Source organism: Priestia sp. VA7, assembly GCF_055710015.1.
In genome coordinates, this window is the sequence record NZ_JBVQPN010000005.1 from 142,619 (window position 1) to 160,986 (window position 18,368).

Annotated in this window: 15 protein-coding genes; 1 reads left to right on the forward strand and 14 read right to left on the reverse strand. The window is 38.4% G+C overall.

The genetic code is table 11. The features are described 5' to 3' along the window. Positions 1 to 15: 15 nt before the first annotated feature. The 6 genes from AC0C45_RS22855 to uvrB all read right to left on the reverse strand — a co-directional run bounded on the left by AC0C45_RS22855 (position 16) and on the right by uvrB (position 7,011). Complete coding sequence (locus tag AC0C45_RS22855; protein WP_013059727.1) at positions 16 to 381, reverse strand: phage holin family protein; 366 nt, start codon at positions 379 to 381, stop codon at positions 16 to 18. Between the two features lie 2 nt (positions 382 to 383). Continuing rightward, positions 384 to 578 carry a PspC domain-containing protein gene (locus tag AC0C45_RS22860; RefSeq protein WP_047931133.1) on the reverse strand — a complete coding sequence of 65 codons (195 nt, stop codon included), beginning with the start codon at positions 576 to 578 and terminating at the stop codon, positions 384 to 386. Positions 579 to 619: 41 nt separating this feature from the next. After that, positions 620 to 1,711, reverse strand: coding sequence for a DUF4097 family beta strand repeat-containing protein (locus AC0C45_RS22865; RefSeq protein ID WP_237893116.1), 1,092 nt, complete (start codon positions 1,709 to 1,711; stop codon positions 620 to 622). Positions 1,712 to 1,749: 38 nt separating this feature from the next. Next, positions 1,750 to 2,061, reverse strand: coding sequence for a hypothetical protein (locus tag AC0C45_RS22870; protein ID WP_013059730.1), 312 nt, complete (start codon positions 2,059 to 2,061; stop codon positions 1,750 to 1,752). An 87-nt stretch (positions 2,062 to 2,148) separates the two neighbouring features. After that, positions 2,149 to 5,025, reverse strand: a complete 2,877-nt coding sequence (uvrA, locus tag AC0C45_RS22875; protein ID WP_047931135.1) for an excinuclease ABC subunit UvrA — start codon at positions 5,023 to 5,025, stop codon at positions 2,149 to 2,151. A 6-nt stretch (positions 5,026 to 5,031) separates the two neighbouring features. Continuing rightward, complete coding sequence (gene uvrB, locus AC0C45_RS22880; protein WP_013059732.1) at positions 5,032 to 7,011, reverse strand: excinuclease ABC subunit UvrB; 1,980 nt, start codon at positions 7,009 to 7,011, stop codon at positions 5,032 to 5,034. A 336-nt stretch (positions 7,012 to 7,347) separates the two neighbouring features. On the opposite strand from uvrB, the gene AC0C45_RS22885 reads away from it, so the two are divergent. Then, positions 7,348 to 9,009, forward strand: coding sequence for a sigma-54 interaction domain-containing protein (locus AC0C45_RS22885; RefSeq protein ID WP_472928865.1), 1,662 nt, complete (start codon positions 7,348 to 7,350; stop codon positions 9,007 to 9,009). Positions 9,010 to 9,075: 66 nt separating this feature from the next. Here the strand turns inward: AC0C45_RS22885 and pruA are convergent, their stop codons facing one another. The 8 genes from pruA to ftsE form a co-directional block, all read right to left on the reverse strand. Further along, complete coding sequence (pruA, locus tag AC0C45_RS22890) at positions 9,076 to 10,647, reverse strand: L-glutamate gamma-semialdehyde dehydrogenase (RefSeq protein ID WP_472928867.1); 1,572 nt, start codon at positions 10,645 to 10,647, stop codon at positions 9,076 to 9,078. Positions 10,648 to 10,674: 27 nt separating this feature from the next. Beyond that, positions 10,675 to 11,589, reverse strand: a complete 915-nt coding sequence (locus tag AC0C45_RS22895) for a proline dehydrogenase family protein (RefSeq protein WP_237894168.1) — start codon at positions 11,587 to 11,589, stop codon at positions 10,675 to 10,677. Between the two features lie 316 nt (positions 11,590 to 11,905). Then, complete coding sequence (locus tag AC0C45_RS22900; RefSeq protein ID WP_047931138.1) at positions 11,906 to 12,130, reverse strand: DUF2198 family protein; 225 nt, start codon at positions 12,128 to 12,130, stop codon at positions 11,906 to 11,908. Between the two features lie 26 nt (positions 12,131 to 12,156). After that, positions 12,157 to 13,347 (reverse strand): PDZ domain-containing protein, encoded by a 1,191-nt coding sequence (locus AC0C45_RS22905; protein ID WP_016765880.1) that lies wholly within the window; start codon positions 13,345 to 13,347, stop codon positions 12,157 to 12,159. Between the two features lie 162 nt (positions 13,348 to 13,509). Next, a complete protein-coding gene (locus AC0C45_RS22910; protein WP_257063934.1) occupies positions 13,510 to 14,949 on the reverse strand; it encodes a S41 family peptidase in 1,440 nt (479 codons plus the stop codon). 173 nt (positions 14,950 to 15,122) lie between these two features. Then, on the reverse strand, positions 15,123 to 16,331 hold the full coding sequence (locus AC0C45_RS22915) for a murein hydrolase activator EnvC family protein (protein ID WP_034648370.1): 1,209 nt from the start codon (positions 16,329 to 16,331) through the stop codon (positions 15,123 to 15,125). A gap of 160 nt (positions 16,332 to 16,491) precedes the next feature. Then, complete coding sequence (gene ftsX, locus AC0C45_RS22920; protein WP_016765882.1) at positions 16,492 to 17,382, reverse strand: permease-like cell division protein FtsX; 891 nt, start codon at positions 17,380 to 17,382, stop codon at positions 16,492 to 16,494. Further along, the gene (gene ftsE, locus AC0C45_RS22925) at positions 17,372 to 18,058 is read right to left on the reverse strand and encodes a cell division ATP-binding protein FtsE (RefSeq protein WP_013085414.1); all 687 of its coding nucleotides are present in this window, start codon (positions 18,056 to 18,058) and stop codon (positions 17,372 to 17,374) included. The genes ftsX and ftsE overlap by 11 nt, the downstream gene beginning before the upstream one ends. Between the last annotated feature and the right edge of the window lie 310 nt (positions 18,059 to 18,368).

Sequence of the window (18,368 nt, forward strand, 5' to 3'; positions counted from 1 at the left end):
AATATTGCAAGAAAGTTATCTTCTATTTTGAAGCGGTTCAACAATCACTCGTTGAATAAGCGCATTTAAAAGCGACATAATTACTGAGGCTAAAAGTGCTGTACCAAACCCGTCAATATTAAAAGAATCTCCCATAACACTTTGTGTAATCATCAGCGTAATGGCATTAATGACGAATAAAAACAGCCCAAGGGTAAGAAATGTCACCGGCAGGGTAAGTAAAATTAAAATCGGCTTAACAAACACGTTCAAAATAGATAGAATCAAGCTCGCGATAATAGCTGCACTGACTGATTCCAAGTGGAAAGTGTCGATATAACCTGCAATTACGATTAATACGAGGGCATTGATTAAAATACTAATGATTCCACGCAATAACATCTTTATAAATCTCCTTCTTCATTTGGAACTAAAAACACAAAAATCATATATAAAATGACCGGAGTACCTACTGTAAAAAATAAACTGATGATAAACAATACGCGGAGTAGTGAAGCATCTATTCCGATATACTGAGAAATACCGCCGATAACACCCGCAAGCTTGCGATTTGTTCGCGAACGATACAACTTTCGCACGTTAATCATCTCCTTTGTTTTTTTACTAAAACAAGTGTTTTCTATTTTATAACAATTGAGCCCGTTTTGGATTCAGCTAACAATTTATAGCCTTTCGGCGAAGCGACATTTGCTTTGAAACGAAGTTGTTTCATCACCGTTTCTTTTTTCTCATCTACTATTTCCATCTCAGGAAGTGTACACGTAAAATTCCCAAAGTTAGATTTCAAATCTCCATCAACGGAGAGATGAGGCGGCGTATAGAGTGTAATGCTTCCCGTAGTCGTTTTGAAAAATGCTTTTTCAATGCGCTCTCCTTTTAAATACGTATCAATATCTCCGTTAAATGTCTGAACATCAATCTTTTTTGTATCTCCATCAAATTTAACCGTTCCATTGATTGTTTCAAGCTCACATTTCGAAGCGAGTATCCGAGAAAGTTCCATATGCCCGTTTGATGTCTCCATTTCAAGAGAATGGCTGTTCACATCGTAAAAGCGGATGGTACCATTAGCTGTTTTGGCTTTCAGGTCTCGTACGCTTAGTCTTTCCCCATCGATTGAACCATTAAACATACGGAGCTTGACGCGTTCATATTCCATTTCTGGAATATAAATAATCGCTTTCACTTTCATTTGCTTTTGCTGAATTGCAAAGCGCAATTTGCCATTTTCGATCGAAAATGCCGTATGCTGCAAGAAAGTGCGGCGCGCTTCATCCGAATTTTCTACTCTGTAGATAGCAGCTTCACACTCTATTCGTACTTCTGTACTTCCCCAAGGTCGGAGTTGAACACTTCCATTTGCTAAATCTACGTCAATCTCTTGAATATATGCTTCTGATTGTTGAAAGATGTGCTGAACGTCAATCGAAGGACCAAAGTTAAAATCTAAATCTCCTTCTTTTACTTTTTTTACCGTTTGATCTACAAATGTAAATAATTTTTCCTTTAAAGAGCTTTGAGATGACTTAGAAGCGTACGTTTTTTTCTGTTTTCCTCCTACATAAGGGGATAGCTCAGCTTTATCAGGCGTAGCATAGGAAGAATCATTAGCTGAGTCTTTTTCCAGTGAATTCAGCAAAGTTAAAGCCTCGCCTACGCTAAGTTTCCCTTCTTCTACCATCTGTAAAATTTGTTTGCGCTTTTCACTCATACCTTCCATCTCCTCTTTGCGTTTTAGTCATTTAACTTTTATCTGCTTAATATTTGTATCCCTTTTACAATATTCCATACAAACACAACAACATTAACTAAAGAAACAACAACTAAAGCTACAATTAAAAGAATAAATACCGTTCCACTAGAGCCAGTAAGAGCAGGAAGCAAGAAAAATAAGAACAAGATCGCTGTAGCGATAGGTAATAAATGTGACAAAAATGCAGTTTTTGCATGTTTCTTTACTTCTATGTTATGAACAACAAAATAAATAATAATAGGTAATAAAAATGGTGCAAAGAAAACGCTAAAATAATTTAAGGAAGATAGTATGCGATTTCCTTCCATAATAATCAGCTCCTTATATCATGTATTACGGTTTAATGAGTTAAAAAGTTTCATTCTTTATAAAAAAGACACCAATGCTGGTGTCTTTTAACGAGTTAATGCCTCTGCTTTTTCAACTTTCTTCTCCATACGCTTACGGTCACGTTCTAAAATTGGCTTCAAATAATGACCCGTATAGGATTCTTTTACTTTTGCCACTTCTTCTGGCGTACCCATAGCCACAATTTGTCCGCCTTTATCTCCACCTTCAGGCCCTAAATCAAGCAGATAATCAGCAGCTTTAATGACGTCTAAATTATGTTCGATCACTAGAACTGTATCTCCATTTTCAACTAAACGCTGGAGCACTTTTAATAATCGTGCAATATCATCGACATGAAGACCGGTAGTCGGTTCGTCTAAAATGTATAGCGTTCTTCCTGTTGAGCGGCGGTGAAGCTCTGAAGCTAACTTTACACGCTGTGCCTCTCCACCGGATAAAGTAGTAGCCGGCTGTCCAAGCGTGATATAGCCAAGTCCTACATCGTAAATTGTCTGCAGCTTCCGCTTAATCTTTGGAATGTTTTCAAAGAAGTGAAGCGCGTCTTCAACGGTCATATCCAACACATCTGAAATGTTTTGATCTTTGTATTTCACTTCTAAAGTTTCACGGTTATATCGTTTGCCGTGGCAGACTTCACAAGGGACGTATACATCTGGCAAGAAATGCATTTCAATTTTGATAATACCGTCTCCTCGACAAGCTTCACAGCGGCCGCCTTTCACGTTAAAGCTAAAACGGCCTTTTTTATATCCGCGCACTTTTGCTTCGTTTGTTTGGGCAAATACATCTCGAATGTCATCGAATACACCTGTATACGTTGCAGGGTTCGAACGAGGCGTACGGCCTATGGGAGACTGATCAATATCAATGACTTTATCTAAGTGTTCAATGCCTTTGATTTCTTTATGTTCTCCTGCTTTGCTTTTTGCTTTATGCAGCTTTTGCGCCAATGATTTATGAAGGATATCATTTACCAACGTACTCTTACCTGATCCGGATACACCTGTAACAGCCGTGAACATACCTAACGGAAGCTTTGCTTTTACATTTTTTAAATTGTTTTCTTTTGCTCCTATAATTTCAATCATTCGATCTTTATCTATTGACCGTCTTTCCGCTGGAAGAGGAATAAACTTCTCTCCTGATAGATATTGACCCGTTAAAGAATTTTCATCCTCCATCACTTCCTGAGGCGTACCTTGAGAAACAACAGCACCCCCGTGTACTCCGGCTCCTGGTCCGATATCAATTAAATAATCAGCTGCCATCATCGTATCTTCGTCATGTTCTACAACAATCAACGTATTTCCAATATCGCGCATATCTTGCATCGTGCGAATTAAGCGATCATTGTCACGCTGATGAAGACCGATAGAAGGTTCATCTAAAATATAAAGAACCCCCGTCAAGCGAGAACCAATTTGAGTAGCTAAACGGATCCGCTGTGCTTCTCCTCCTGAGAGAGTTCCAGCAGAGCGGTTTAATGTTAAGTAATCAAGTCCCACGTTAATGAGAAAGCTTAAACGCTCACGAATTTCACGCAGTATCATATCCGCAATCTTCATGTCTTTTTCAGATAGGCTGAGACTTTCAAAAAAATCATATGCTTCTTTTACTGAGAAGCGGGTTGTATCTCCTATATGCTTTTCGTCAATAAGCACCGCTAAGCTTTCCCGTTTCAAGCGATTTCCTTTACATTTTGGACAAGCTTGCTGAGCCATGTACTTTTCCATTTGCTCACGAATATAATCTGAACTTGTTTCATGATAACGGCGCTCTACATTCCGAAGCACGCCTTCAAATTCGATATGATTTTCTCTTACTTGGCCAAAATCATTTTCATAGCGAAAGTAAATTTTTTCTTTACCGCTGCCATATAATACTTTATCAAATAAATGTTCCGGGATATCTCGCACCGGCACGTCCATATCGATGCCGTAATGTGTACATACGGCTTCAAGCAGCTGCGGATAGTATTGAGAACTTGTTGGCTCCCAAGGTGCAATTGCGTGCTGACGAAGCGTTAAGTCATAGTTAGGAATAACTAAATCTTTATCCACTTCTAATTTCGTGCCTAACCCGTCACACGTTGGACACGCCCCGTACGGACTATTAAATGAAAACATGCGGGGCTCAAGCTCTCCAATGGAGAAACCACATTTTGGACAAGCATGATGCTCACTAAAAAGCAGTTCTTCTTCACCTATTACATCAATAATTACTTTCCCTTCTCCAAGGCGAAGAGCTGATTCCAAAGAGTCCGACAAACGAGCGGCTACACCTTCTTTTACAACAACGCGATCAATCACTACTTCAATGGAGTGCTTTTTGTTTTTTTCCAGTTCGATTTCTTCTGTTATTTCACGCATTTCTCCGTCTACTCGAATGCGAACGTACCCTTCCTTTTTAATATCTTCTAACACTTTTACGTGGGTGCCTTTTCGGCCAGATACCACAGGTGCCAGTACTTGAAGTTTTGTGCGTTCAGGGTACTCTAAAATTCTATCTACCATTTGCTCAATCGTTTGAGATGTAATTTCAATTCCATGATTAGGACAAATCGGCTTTCCTACACGAGCAAACAAAAGGCGCAAATAGTCATAGATTTCGGTCACAGTTCCGACGGTTGAACGAGGGTTTCGGCTCGTTGTTTTTTGGTCGATTGAAATAGCAGGCGACAATCCTTCGATTGAATCTACATCTGGCTTATCCATTTGACCTAAAAACTGTCTTGCATATGCCGAAAGCGACTCGACATAACGTCTTTGTCCTTCTGCATAGATTGTATCGAAAGCCAAAGAAGATTTACCAGAACCTGATAATCCTGTTAACACCACTAATTTGTCTCGCGGGATTTCAATATCGATATTTTTCAAATTGTGGGCTCGTGCACCTTTTACCACGATTTTTTCCATCGCCATGTTTTATCACCCTTCCGCTTTTAATTCTAGAATCAAGTCACGAAGCTCAGCTGCGCGTTCAAAGTTAAGCGCTTTGGCTGCTTCTTTCATTTCTTGTTCCATTTCTTCTACGAGCTTTGCTTTTTCTTTTTTGTTGAGCTTATCAAATGCCGGTGCTTCTTCATACGTTTCTGTATCTTCTGCTACTACTGTTGCACGAATTGAGCCTCGAACTTCTTTTTGAATCGTTGTCGGTGTAATACCATGCTCTTCATTGTAAGCTTCTTGAATACTTCTACGACGCTTGGTCTCATTGATAGCAATGTCCATGGAGTTTGTAATGCGATCTGCATACATAATGACATGTCCATTAGCATTTCGTGCAGCACGTCCGATGGTTTGAATAAGCGATCGTTCTGAACGCAAGAACCCTTCTTTATCCGCGTCTAATATGGTTACTAACGAAACTTCCGGAATATCTAAACCTTCACGAAGTAAGTTAATTCCTACAAGCACATCATATTTTCCAAGCCGCAGCTCTCGGATAATTTCAATACGCTCGAGCGTCTTCACTTCAGAGTGAAGATATTGAACTTTAATGCCGATTTCTTTTAAGTAGTTCGTTAAATCCTCGGACATTTTCTTTGTTAACGTCGTAACGAGTACTCGTTCATTTCGCTTAATCCGGTCGTGAATTTCTCCAATTAAATCATCAATCTGCCCTTCAATCGGTCGAACTTCAATATTTGGATCCAATAATCCCGTTGGACGGATAATTTGTTCAATCACATCAGGTGCCTTCTCAAGTTCATAAGGACCTGGTGTTGCGGAAACATGAACAATTTGGTTAATATGCTGTTCAAATTCATCAAATTTAAGCGGGCGGTTATCTAATGCGGAAGGCAAGCGGAAACCATGGTCCACTAACACTTGTTTACGCGCTTGGTCCCCATTGTACATTCCTCTAACTTGAGGAATCGTAACGTGTGATTCATCCACAACAAGAAGGAAATCTTCAGGGAAGAAGTCCAGCAGTGTATAAGGTGTAGAACCAGCGGGACGAAGCGTTAAATGACGAGAGTAGTTCTCGATTCCCGAACAAAAGCCCATTTCTCTCATCATTTCTAGGTCGTAGCGCGTGCGCTGCTCCAAGCGCTGCGCTTCTAAAAGCTTGCCTGCTTCTTTTAGCTTCTCTAGCTGTTCTTCTAGTTCTTTTTCAATATTTTGAATGGCAACACGCATTTTTTCTTCTCTCGTGACAAAGTGAGATGCCGGGAAGATAGCTACATGTTCACGATCACCAATGATTTCTCCTGTTAGAGCGTCAACTTCTCGAATGCGGTCAATTTCATCGCCGAAAAACTCGACGCGAATACAGTGTTCATCTCGAGACACAGGGAAAATCTCCACAACATCACCGCGAACGCGAAACGTTCCGCGTTTAAAGTCAATATCATTTCTTTCGTACTGTACATCTACTAGCGTACGAAGCAGTTGATTACGCTCTTTCTCCATTCCTACTCGAAGAGATACGACCATTTCTTTGTATTCTTCCGGAGACCCTAAGCCATAAATACAGGATACGCTGGCAATAATAATGACATCTTTTCGTTCAAAAAGAGAAGAAGTTGCCGAGTGACGAAGTTTATCAATTTCATCATTAATGCTTGCATCTTTTTCAATAAATGTATCTGTTTGAGGTACATAGGCTTCAGGCTGATAGTAATCATAGTAACTGACAAAGTATTCGACTGCATTATTAGGAAAAAACTCTTTAAACTCACTGTACAATTGACCAGCAAGCGTTTTGTTATGAGCCATAATTAATGTCGGCTTATTTATTTCCTTAATAACATTAGACATGGTGAAGGTTTTTCCCGTTCCTGTAGCACCTAATAAAACTTGATGCTGCTTACCTTCTTTAATTCCTTTCACAATCTTTTCAATTGCCTTTGGCTGATCACCTTGCGGTTGATATGGGGATACTAATTCAAACTGATCTTTCAAATGAAGGCCTCCGTTTCCATTTTCTTGTTTTATCTATTTTTTATTACGATATGTAAAAACCGAAAACACGAACTGATATTCGTATTTTATCACTTTATACTCATAAATGAAACTAATCAGTATTAATCTTATATAGTGTTTGTTTGTTTTTATTTTTTACCCTGTTACTTTATTACCCACTAAATTCTTATACTACCCTTTTCGAAGGAAATACAACTCTTTGGATGAAAGCAATAAAAGAAAGTAAGCTGCATGATTGTTTGAAAAAAATAGGCTTTTGCGCCAATTTCTAAATTATGATACAGTATAAAAAATATGTACTGAGAGGGGTTTAGTATGGCAAGCGTTGATCAAGTTCTTATAAATAACTCCTTTATAACAGTTGAAGAATCAACTTCTTTAGCTAAAGTGACATCTGAACTTTCCAACTACGACTTCGTTGTAGTCACAGCAAGTACCTTTTATGTAATACAAAAAGATGAACGATACCTTTTAACAGGTCATGACGAGGCATCGTCCATAAAAAAAGTAATAGCGGATACAAATTGGCCTTCATCTTCTACTTCTACGTTAGCCAATTTACAAGCCAACACAAACTGGAACAGACCAGTCCTCATTCAAGCAGAAAACCAAGAAACCATAATAGGACTTGTAACACCTTCACAGTGGATTACACATTTGCAGAGCCAAAATGAGATATTAGCTTCCTATTTTGATGCATTGGCAGAAACCATTAATGATGCAGTGACAGCGGTCGATAATGAAGGAAATGTAATCTTGTGGAATACTGCTGCGGAACATACGTATAAGATTCAGAGAGATGATATTATGGGGAGAAAAATCGGAGAGCATTTCAAAGATGAATCCATCATTCTACATACGATTCTAAATGAAGGGCGTCCTGTGCGCGGAACGTATCATCGTCCTAATGAACAAACTCACGTGCTCATCAATGCATCTCCTATTATAAGAAATAACCGAGTCATAGGTGGAGTCGCAACCGAACATGACATTACCAATATTGTACGATTAAATGAAGAAATTGATGTGTCTCTTCTCATTCCAAAAGATAATCCATTTTCTTCTTTCGCGGGTATCAGTCCTGAAATTAAGCAAGCCGTTGACATTGCCAAAAAAGTGGCATCTACAGATATGCCTATTTTATTAACAGGAGAACCTGGTTCTGGGAAAGAAATGCTGGCTCAGGCCATTCACTACGGCGGATCCAAACATAAAGAACCTTTTTTATCTTTAAACTGCGCGACTATTCCATCGGGACTCTTGGAAATTGAGCTCTTTGGTCATCAAAAAGATGTCTTTTCAGAAGATCCAACAACCATTGCAGGAAAACTCGAGCAGGCTCATAACGGGACGCTATTTATTGAAGAAATTGATAAAATGCCTCTTGAAATTCAAGTTAAGTTTCTCCGTTACTTGGAAGAACGATCCTTTTATCACGTTGGAGGCACGGAAGAAATTCAAGTTCAAATCCGAATTGTAGCCTCTACCACGACGCCTTTGGAAGAGTTGCTAAAAGCCGGTGAATTCCATGAAAACCTTTACTATTTGCTGACCGTCATTAATATTATCATTCCGCCGCTTCGAGACCATAAAGAAGACATTGAAGCATTAACTCAGCAATTTGTACAGGAATTTAGTAAAAAGTATAAAAAGAAGGCTCCTTTCATCAGCTCTGAAGTTCTCGAAGCCTTTATGCAATACGATTGGCCAGGCAATATTCGCGAGCTGAGAAATACGATTGAACGAATGATTTTTCTAAGTGATCAGTCGTTGATTACCCTTACGCACCTTCCTGACAATCTGAAGGATGTAAGTTCTTTCACAGAAGTTCAAAAAGAAGAAGATTCTCTCCAAGAAGCTAGGCTAATAGAAGAGACTCTTCAAAAAACCTATGGAAACAAAAGTGCAGCAGCGGATCTGCTTGGCATTTCACGCGGCACCCTTTACAACAAAATCAAAGAATATGGATTAAACTAATCAAAAAATTCGACACGAAGCCAAAGATGCTTCGTGTCGAATTTTTTGATTTCCTATAGACTGAACTTATTTCTGCTTTCTCGCTGTCATCTTCCCTTGTGTAAATAATAGAAGATAATCATACCCTCCGGCTTTCGAGTCCGTTCCGGACATATTAAAACCGCCAAAAGGATGAACACCAACTAATGCTCCTGTACATTTTTTGTTAATATATAAGTTACCGCAGTGCATGGTAGCTAACGCCCTTTGAATTCTCTCTTCGGTTTCAGAGAAAAAGGCTCCCGTCAAACCGTAATCAGTTTCATTGTAAATCTCAATGGCTTCTTCCCAGTTAGCTGCTTTTGTCAACGCAAGGACCGGTCCAAAAATCTCTTCTTGCATAATTCGTGCTTTTGAATCCACATCTTTGAATACTGTAGGTTCTACATAATAGCCATTTCCGGGAGCTTTAGCTCCCCCGGCAATAAGCTTTCCTTCTTCTTTGCCAATTTCAATGTAGGCTAATACTTTTTCATACGCTTTTTGATCAATAACAGGTCCCATAGAAGGGTTGTCTTCAGGCAGTCCGACGGTTAATTCTTTTGTTAATGCGGCTACCTTTTGGGCAACCTCTTCATAAACAGATTCTACAATAATCGCTCGAGAGCCAGCGGAACACTTTTGGCCTTGAAATCCAAACGCAGATGCTACGATCGCTTGCGCTGCCGCGTCTAAGTCTGCCGTTTCATCTACTACAACGCCATCTTTTCCTCCCATTTCAGCAATGACGCGTTTCAGCCAAATTTGTCCAGACTGTAGTTTTGAAGCACGTTCATAAATGCGACATCCTACTTCTCTTGATCCCGTAAAAGAAATAAAACGAGTTTGAGGATGTTCGACTAAATATTCTCCAACTTCTATGCCATCTCCAGGGATAAAATTTAGAACACCAGACGGAAGACCGACTTCCTCCATTAATTGAACAAATTTCGCAGCAATAACCGGTGCAGAATCAGCTGGCTTTAAAATAACCGCATTTCCAGATACAATTCCAGCTACAGTCGTTCCAGCCATAATGGCAAGCGGAAAATTAAAAGGTGAAATGACTACTCCTACTCCTAAAGGAATATACGTCATCTCTGTTGTTTCACCTTCTACCGGCGTTAAAGGCCGATGCTCATTCGTTTCACTTAAACGAATCATTTTTCGCGCATAAAATTCCATAAAGTCAATAGCTTCCGCGGTATCCGCATCAGCTTCTGCCCAGTTTTTCCCCACTTCATAAACGAGCATGGCAGAAAATTCATACTTTCTTTTTCTCATCAGCTCTGCTGCTTTGAATAAATAATCAGCACGTTCAGCAGGCGGGACGTGCTTCCATGATTGAAATGCTGCTGATGCTTCTTGCATTGCCTGCTCAGCATAAGCTTTAGTGCCACGGCTTACTCTCCCAATCACTTCATCTACTTTTCCCGGGTTCGTAGAGACAATCACTTCTTCTGTTGAGATTTTATCCTTTCCAATCGTGAGAGGATATGTTTGTCCCAATTCTTTTTTCACTTTCATTAACGCCGCTTGCATCGCTTGTTTATTCTCTTCTAACGAAAAATCAGTAAACGGTTCATTTTTAAAAACTGAGATTTTTGTACTTACTGTCATTTCAACCAGTCCCCTTTAATTAGAAATTTATTTCGCGAAGTTTTTCAGCACGAACCATACGTTGGCGGGACGTTCAGCTAGGCGCCTCATGAAATACCCAAACCAATCAATGCCGTAAGGAACATAAACCCTGACTTTATATCCTTCTTTTACTAGACGGTCCTGCAGCTCTACGCAAATTCCATAAAGCATTTGGAACTCAAATTGGTCATTTGAAATACCATTTTCTCTTACTAATCGTTTTGTGTACTGAATCATTTCTTCATCATGACTTGCTACAGCTGTATAGTGACCATTTAATAAATGCATTTTAATGATTTTTTTATAGTTTTCATCTACGTCTTTCTTTTCTGGAAATGATACTTCTGGTGATTCTTTATAAGCTCCTTTTACTAGACGTAAATTAGCTTGATATTGATGTAAGTCATTTATATCTTGTTCTGTACGATAAAGATACGCTTGAATCACAATTCCAACATTATCAAATTCTTTGCGTAATTCTTTATACATATCAAGGGAGATTTGGCAGTGCAAGTAGTCTTCCATATCAATTCGAACAAAAATATTATTCATTCTGGCCGTGTGTAGAATTCTGCGCATATTTTCTATACAAAGCTCTTTGCTAATATCCAATCCTAAAGAAGTCATCTTTAATGATAAATTTGATTGAACGCCCGATTCTGCAATGGCTTCTAGTGTCTGAATGCACATGGCAGTAGACAACCTGGCTTCCTCTTCTGTAAAAACAAATTCTCCTAAATGATCAAGTGTAACAACTTTTCCATTATTGTTAAGCTCCTTAGATGTTTGAATTGCTGATTCGGTTGAGTCTCCAGCAACAAAACGAGCTGCCCCCATCCTCAATCCATACTTTTTAGCTAATTTGTTCATTGAATGATTTTTGCCAAGCGACTGAAACATCGTTCTCATTAGTACTTCCATCAATCCTAAACCTCCTTTTATTTTTTAAAATTAAAAAATAAACTAAATTTTCAGATTAATAATTTTATTTTTCTATACCCTCCTCACATTTCTGTACACTTATTTAAATAAATTTATACATAAGTGTTTAAAATATTTTACAAATAAACATATTTGTCTAATTAATTTGATTATACTCGCTCATTAAATGAACCGAAACAATATTGTTATAAGTTCTAACTCACTTTTTTACACACAAAAGCTCTCCACGTTGTGCAGAGAGCTTTTGTGTACAGTTTAATAATAAGCGATTAACTTATCATCAAACCAACAATCTTTATTTTCCAGCTGTTAGCATGCTTTTTGCATATATAAAACCGATGGCTGCTGAAAGTAAATCTATTAAAATAATAAGCGGATAATCTGCGTACCCTTTATATACAGAAACAGCTATCAACAAAAGCGTCAGCGCTGTGGCAACATATAAGTTATATGTTACTCTAGCAAACAGAACAAGCAATATGGCGGGTAGAAAAACTGCGGCAATCGTTTTGACTTCCACAAACATTTCTCCTTTTTATCCGTCTTTTAACCAGCTTGTGAATCACGTTTTGTATAATTGTGTACAAACAAAATACCTAGTTCATGATGTTCGTTGTCATACAATGCTCGCTGAGTAAAGCGAACTTCTCCATTTTCGTCAATAACTTCTAGCTTACAAAAAGCACGGTTATTAACTTGTAATGCTTCATAAAATTTATGGACTTCAGATACAGCGATTCCATTTACCTTAATAATCACTTCTCCTACTTTCAAACCCATTTTCTCTGCCGGAGAATGAGGGATGATTCCTAACACAACCAAACCTTGTGTACGCTTAGTAAATAGTGCGGGCGCTTTTTCATCGCTCCGACGCTGCTGCAAACGAATCCACTCTCTTCCTATGATCGCTAGAATAACAACAGCTACAGCGGCAAGAGGATAAAAAATGGCAGCAATCGTAATGACCGTTAATCCCACGCCTAATGCTAATACACGCTTACCGGTAAATTCAATAGATTTAAACGGCACCATACTTTGAATTCGCTGATAAAAACCGATAGCAAAAGGAACAAAAAACAGGCTAAATGACGTTCCGTCAATAGATAACACAGGCCACCATGGAAACACAGACGTAATGGCGCTGCCTGGAATTAAGACAAAAAGCGGGACAACCCATAATTTTTGAGAGTAATGAGCTCCAATTTCCTGCCCTCTTTTACTTTTCACAATGGCTGGAGACGTACCTTTTGCTCCAAATTTCCAAATTAAATATCCTTCTGCTAATACAAGCAGAGACATTAAAATAGTCAGAGAAGGTAAATCTGCGTTATGAGCTTGCACAGACCACGTTTGAATAAATCCTTCACCGAAACCAGATGCCGGAATAACCAAGGTTGCAAGCACAGCCAGTCCTACGGTGTAAGAAGGAGAAAGCCATTTAAACGTCCAAGGGCCGCTTATGATAAAAGTTAAAACAGCTACAAGTACAATCATTCCTATAGATACATAGACACCTAGCAACACGGTAACAACGGATAAAATCAACCCAATAATGATACCTGGAAAAAATAAATATTTTGCTTCTAAAATAAAATCAAACACGCGAACATGAAAATTCTGACGCTCTCTCTTGACGCGAGAAAGACCTACAAAAAACGAGACGAGCAGAAATAAATAAGTTAGCGGATGTAAAAACAAACGTCCGATACCTTTTAAAAGCTCTAATGCAAAATCCATTTTTTCACCACCTGTATTTTTCACATTTTTATTACAACATTTACGATTGATTGTTATGTATCATAGGCTTCTTTATTTTATCAAAATGCATCACTAACCGACAATGTTGTTTTTACTAAAAAAGTTCCGTGCTTTGGAAAAGCACGGAACTTTTTCTACTTCTTATTGACTAGCTAGCTTTAAAGCCGTTTGAAGCTGACGATCTTCATCTTTTGATTTAATTTTTTCTAGAAGTTTTGTTTGTAAAAGCGCTGCTGTATCTTCATCGATTTCACCTGTAGCTTTTTGCTTATTGGCTTTTTGGAATGCAGTTACAGCTGTTTCTGTCTCTTTACTAAAGTATCCGTCTGTACGTCCAGGTTCAAAGCCAAGGCCTTTTAGCATCACTTGAGCATTCTTCACTTGGTCACCTGTCATATCACGTGTTAATGGCTTTTTATCAACTTGAATTGGATTTGCATAATAATAATCCGGCTGCTTGACTTCTACTGTTGGCTTTATACCTTTTTCGTTAATCCAGTTTCCATCAGGCGTTAGCCATTTATAGAACGTTAATTTTAAATTACTGCCGTCTTCCATTGGAACAGCTTGTTGAACGGTTCCTTTTCCATAGGATTTTTCACCGACTAGCTTGTATCCTCCTGCTTCTTTTAATGCCCCGGCAAGAATTTCAGAAGCGGATGCACTCCCTCCATCAATCAAGGCCACAATTGGATAATCCTTTTGCTTTTTCATTGAAGAAACCACTTTTTGACGTTCACCGTTACGATCTTCAATTTGGATATATGGCTTTTTATTCGTTACTAATTTATCAAGCATTTTTTCAACGCTCGTTAAATAGCCACCAGGATTTCCCCGAACGTCTAGAACTAAGCCATCGATATTTTTATTTTCAAGTTTTTTCAACTGTTTCGTAAATTCGTCTCCCGTTGATTCAGAGAATGACGTAATTTCCATGTAGCCAATTTTTTTATTGTTTACATTTTTAACAGAAGAATAGACGGTTTCAATTGGAATCTCATCTCTTACAACTTTTACTTTCATCGTTTCTTTCACGCCCGGTCGTTGAACATCTAATGTCACGGTAGAGCCTTTTTTACCGCGAATTTTTAATACTGCTTCATTCAATTCCAGGCCCGCGATACTTTTATCATCGATCTTTAAAATCTGATCATTTGGTTTTAATCCTGCTTTTTCCGCAGGAGATTGTTTAAACGGAGCTACGATTGTTACTTTTCCATCTACCATGCTTACTTCAGCGCCAATTCCCTCAAACGATGAATCAAGAGACTGCGTGAATTGCTGTGCCGTTTTCTTATCCATGTAAGATGAGTGAGGGTCTCCTAAGGTTTGTACCATCCCTTGGATTGCGCCATCTAATAATTTTTTGTCATCTACATCTTTGTAATATTTTGAAGATATCAGTTCATAAGCTTGCTTGATTTTGTCTAGCTCTTCCTTTTCCACTTTACTATCATTTGAAGAAGTTGTAAGGGGGGTACTGACCATTCCAGCATTTGCATACTGAATGCCAAAATATGTACCAGCTGCTCCAACAACTAAGGAGAGTGCCATTAATAGTGCAACGATTTTCCGATTCAAGTTCTTTCATCCTCCTCAACCTTAAGCCATCTCTTCTTATTATAATAGATACAACCAAAACTATGTAATAAAAAGGATGCATGTGTTATTTGTAGCAAAAGGCACCACACAAATCAAGTGCGATGCCTTTTTGTTAAACTATATGTTGAGCTTGTACCACGTATGCTAGGAACTTAAAATTTAATATAACTTTCAGGGTTTACAGCGGAACTTTTACCTTTCCAATCGCCTTTATGCAATTCAAAATGCAGGTGAGCACCAAACGAACGTCCTGTGTTCCCTATATAACCTAATTGTTGACCTTTATTGATAGATTGACCGCTTGAGACGCTGTAGCTCTCTAAATGAGCATAAACTGTAACCCACGTCTGACCTTCTACATTGTGACGAATAAATACGGCATTACCAAAAGAAGAAGAGTGATATGCTCTAATTACCTTTCCGCTTGCTGCGGCTACAACTGGCACACTTTCTCCTCGCTTTCCAATATCAATACCATAGTGTCCTCTTCCAAACGTTTCTCGATACCCAAAATGAGATGTTACTGGGCCCTTTGCTGGCCTCATAAACGACCCGCTTGTAACAGGGGGTGCCTCCTCCGTTGCCCCGGCTTTTTCAATTTCTTGCTGTTGAGCTTGTACTGCATTTTTTTGATCAGCTAAAATAGAAGCTTGCTCTTCTAATCCAACGGCTTCTTCATTAAATTCTTTTTCCTGATCTTTGAGCGTTTGCATGAGCTGATTCTTTTCATCCACTTGTTTTTGCAGCTGCGCACGAAGATTTTTAAGCTCTTCAAGCGCTTGATTTACTTCCGTTAGCTTGTTTTGAACTTTTGTTTCTTTCTCTTCTTTTGCCTTTTTATCGGCTTCATGCTGCATTAACAAATCACGGTCAGCCCCTACAATTGTCGAAACCGCACTCACTCTGCTAATAAAGTCTCCGAAGCTTTCAGAGCCTAGCAGTACATCTATGTAATCCACAGACCCGCCATTTTCTTGTAAAGCCCGAGCACGTTTTTTTAATAGCTCATTTTGTTTTTCAATTCGTTTTTTTACAACGTCAATCTCGCTTTTCAGCTTTTCGACGTCTTGCTTTGCTTTTTCTACTTCAGATTCACGGCTGCGGATATCTGCATTCGTTTGTCCGACTTCTGAATCCAAGCGCGCAATCTCAGCTTCTTCATTTTTTTGCTTTTCTTGAACCTCTTTTAATTTCTCTTTATTTTGATTAATATTTTGGTTCACATCATCACTTTTTTTCTCTAAATCACTGAGTTTAGTAGTGCTGGCACTTTGTGCATAAGCAATTTTTTCATTACCTATCCAAGCCGCACTTAGTCCAACTAAAACTGCTGCTGTCATTACTAATGTCTTACGTGTCATTTGTTTCTCCCCATCTGCACATATTTCCCCGTATAAACGGGCATTAGCAAGACCCCCATTAGCACTTTTTTCTATTTTTATGTGTAATTACACAACAACCTCACATTTGATAAACATCAAATGTGAGGTTGTTGTAATCTATTATGTTAAAAATCTATTCTTATTTTCGCAAGAACTTACGGATGGATAATGTACTTCCCCACATCCCAATTAGACCGCCGATTAACAGTAACAGTAGCGATACTTGAAGCACGAATGGAAAGGCAGGTAAAAGTTCAAAGAATCCATCAAATTTAGGTTGAACTTCATTATATAAAACGCTGTACACACCGATAATAACTGCAATTGGCACAATAGAACCAAGCACTCCTAAAAACAGACCTTCAATAAAGAACGGCCAGCGAATAAAGGAGTTTGTGGCTCCAACTAAGCGCATAATTTCAATCTCTTCACGGCGAGCTACAATCGTAATTTTAATTGTATTTGAAATTAGGAACATTGCTGTAAATAGAAGCCCTAAAATCAGCACTACTCCGATATTACGAGCTACTTTCAGCACTTTAAATAACTTTTCAACTTGATCTTGGCCGTATTGAACTTTTGCTGCATACGGATATTTCTCAATTTGTTTAGCTACTTTTGCGACATCAGTCGGCTCTTTTGTTTTAACAACAAATACATCATTTAATGGGTTTTGCTGTTCAAACGGTTCAAAAGCTTGTCCTTCATCACCCATACTATTAATCAAATCTTTTAACTCTTTATCTTTAGAAGAAAACGTCACCGTATCAACTTGCTTAATTGCATCTAGCTTTTCCTTCATTGCTTTTCGATCATCTGCTGTCGCTGCAGCATCAACGTGAACGCGAATTTCCACATCATTTTCAATCAATTTAGCAATGTGGTTTAAATTCATCATCAACATAAAAAATACGCCTACAAGCAAGAGCGTCACGGTAACAGCACTTGCAGATGCGAATGTCATCCAGCCGTTTCTTCCTAAACTTTTAGATCCTTCACGTAAGTGGCGACCGAATGTTCTAGCCTTCATATCCGTATTCACCTCTTACTTCATCGCGCACAACATTCCCATTTTCAATCGCAATTACGCGCTTTCGAATTGTATTTACAATTTCACGGTTATGCGTTGCCATTAAAATAGTCGTACCGCGTTTATTAATCTCCTCAAATATATCCATAATTTCCCACGAAGTCTCCGGATCAAGATTCCCTGTCGGTTCGTCGGCGATGACAACCTTAGGACTATTCACAATTGAACGCGCAATAGACACACGCTGCTGCTCTCCTCCAGATAGTTCATCAGGGAAAGAATCCATTTTACCCTTTAACTTAACAAGCTCTAGCACCTCTAGCACTCGCTTTTTAATTTCTTCGGGACTTTGCTCAATTACTTCTAGTGCAAAAGCAATGTTTTCGTAGACCGTTAATTTTGGAAGCAGCTTGAAATCTTGAAAGACTACACCAATATGACGTCTAAAGATAGGAACTCTGCTATCTTTTATTTTTGCTACATTTGCACCGTTTACAATGATATTTCCTGAAGAAGGCTTTTCTTCACGATACATCATTTTAATAAAAGTGGATTTTCCTGCTCCACTTGGTCCTACGATATAAGCAAACTCACCTTGATTAATCTTGATGCTAATGCCATTGATTGCTTTTACACCGTTCGGATACGTTTTATATACATTTTGCATTTCAATCATAAGTAATCACCTAATCAAGTGTGTTATTTTAATACTATGTAAAACTTGTCAAAATACGACAAAACTCTACAATTCAAACCAAAAATTCGACTCTTCTCACGCGCTTTCTCATTATAACATCACTCTTCGTGAAAATAAGCCCCAAAAATATTACATTTTTATTTCAAATATGACATAAGTAGGATATTTTTAGCAAGGTATGAGAATTTATCCTTATTTATAATTCTGTTGTTTTTTGCTGTTCATTTTTTACGAATATCGTTAGACAAAGCAGATTCATGTCTACTTTTTTTACAAACAAGGTATGATA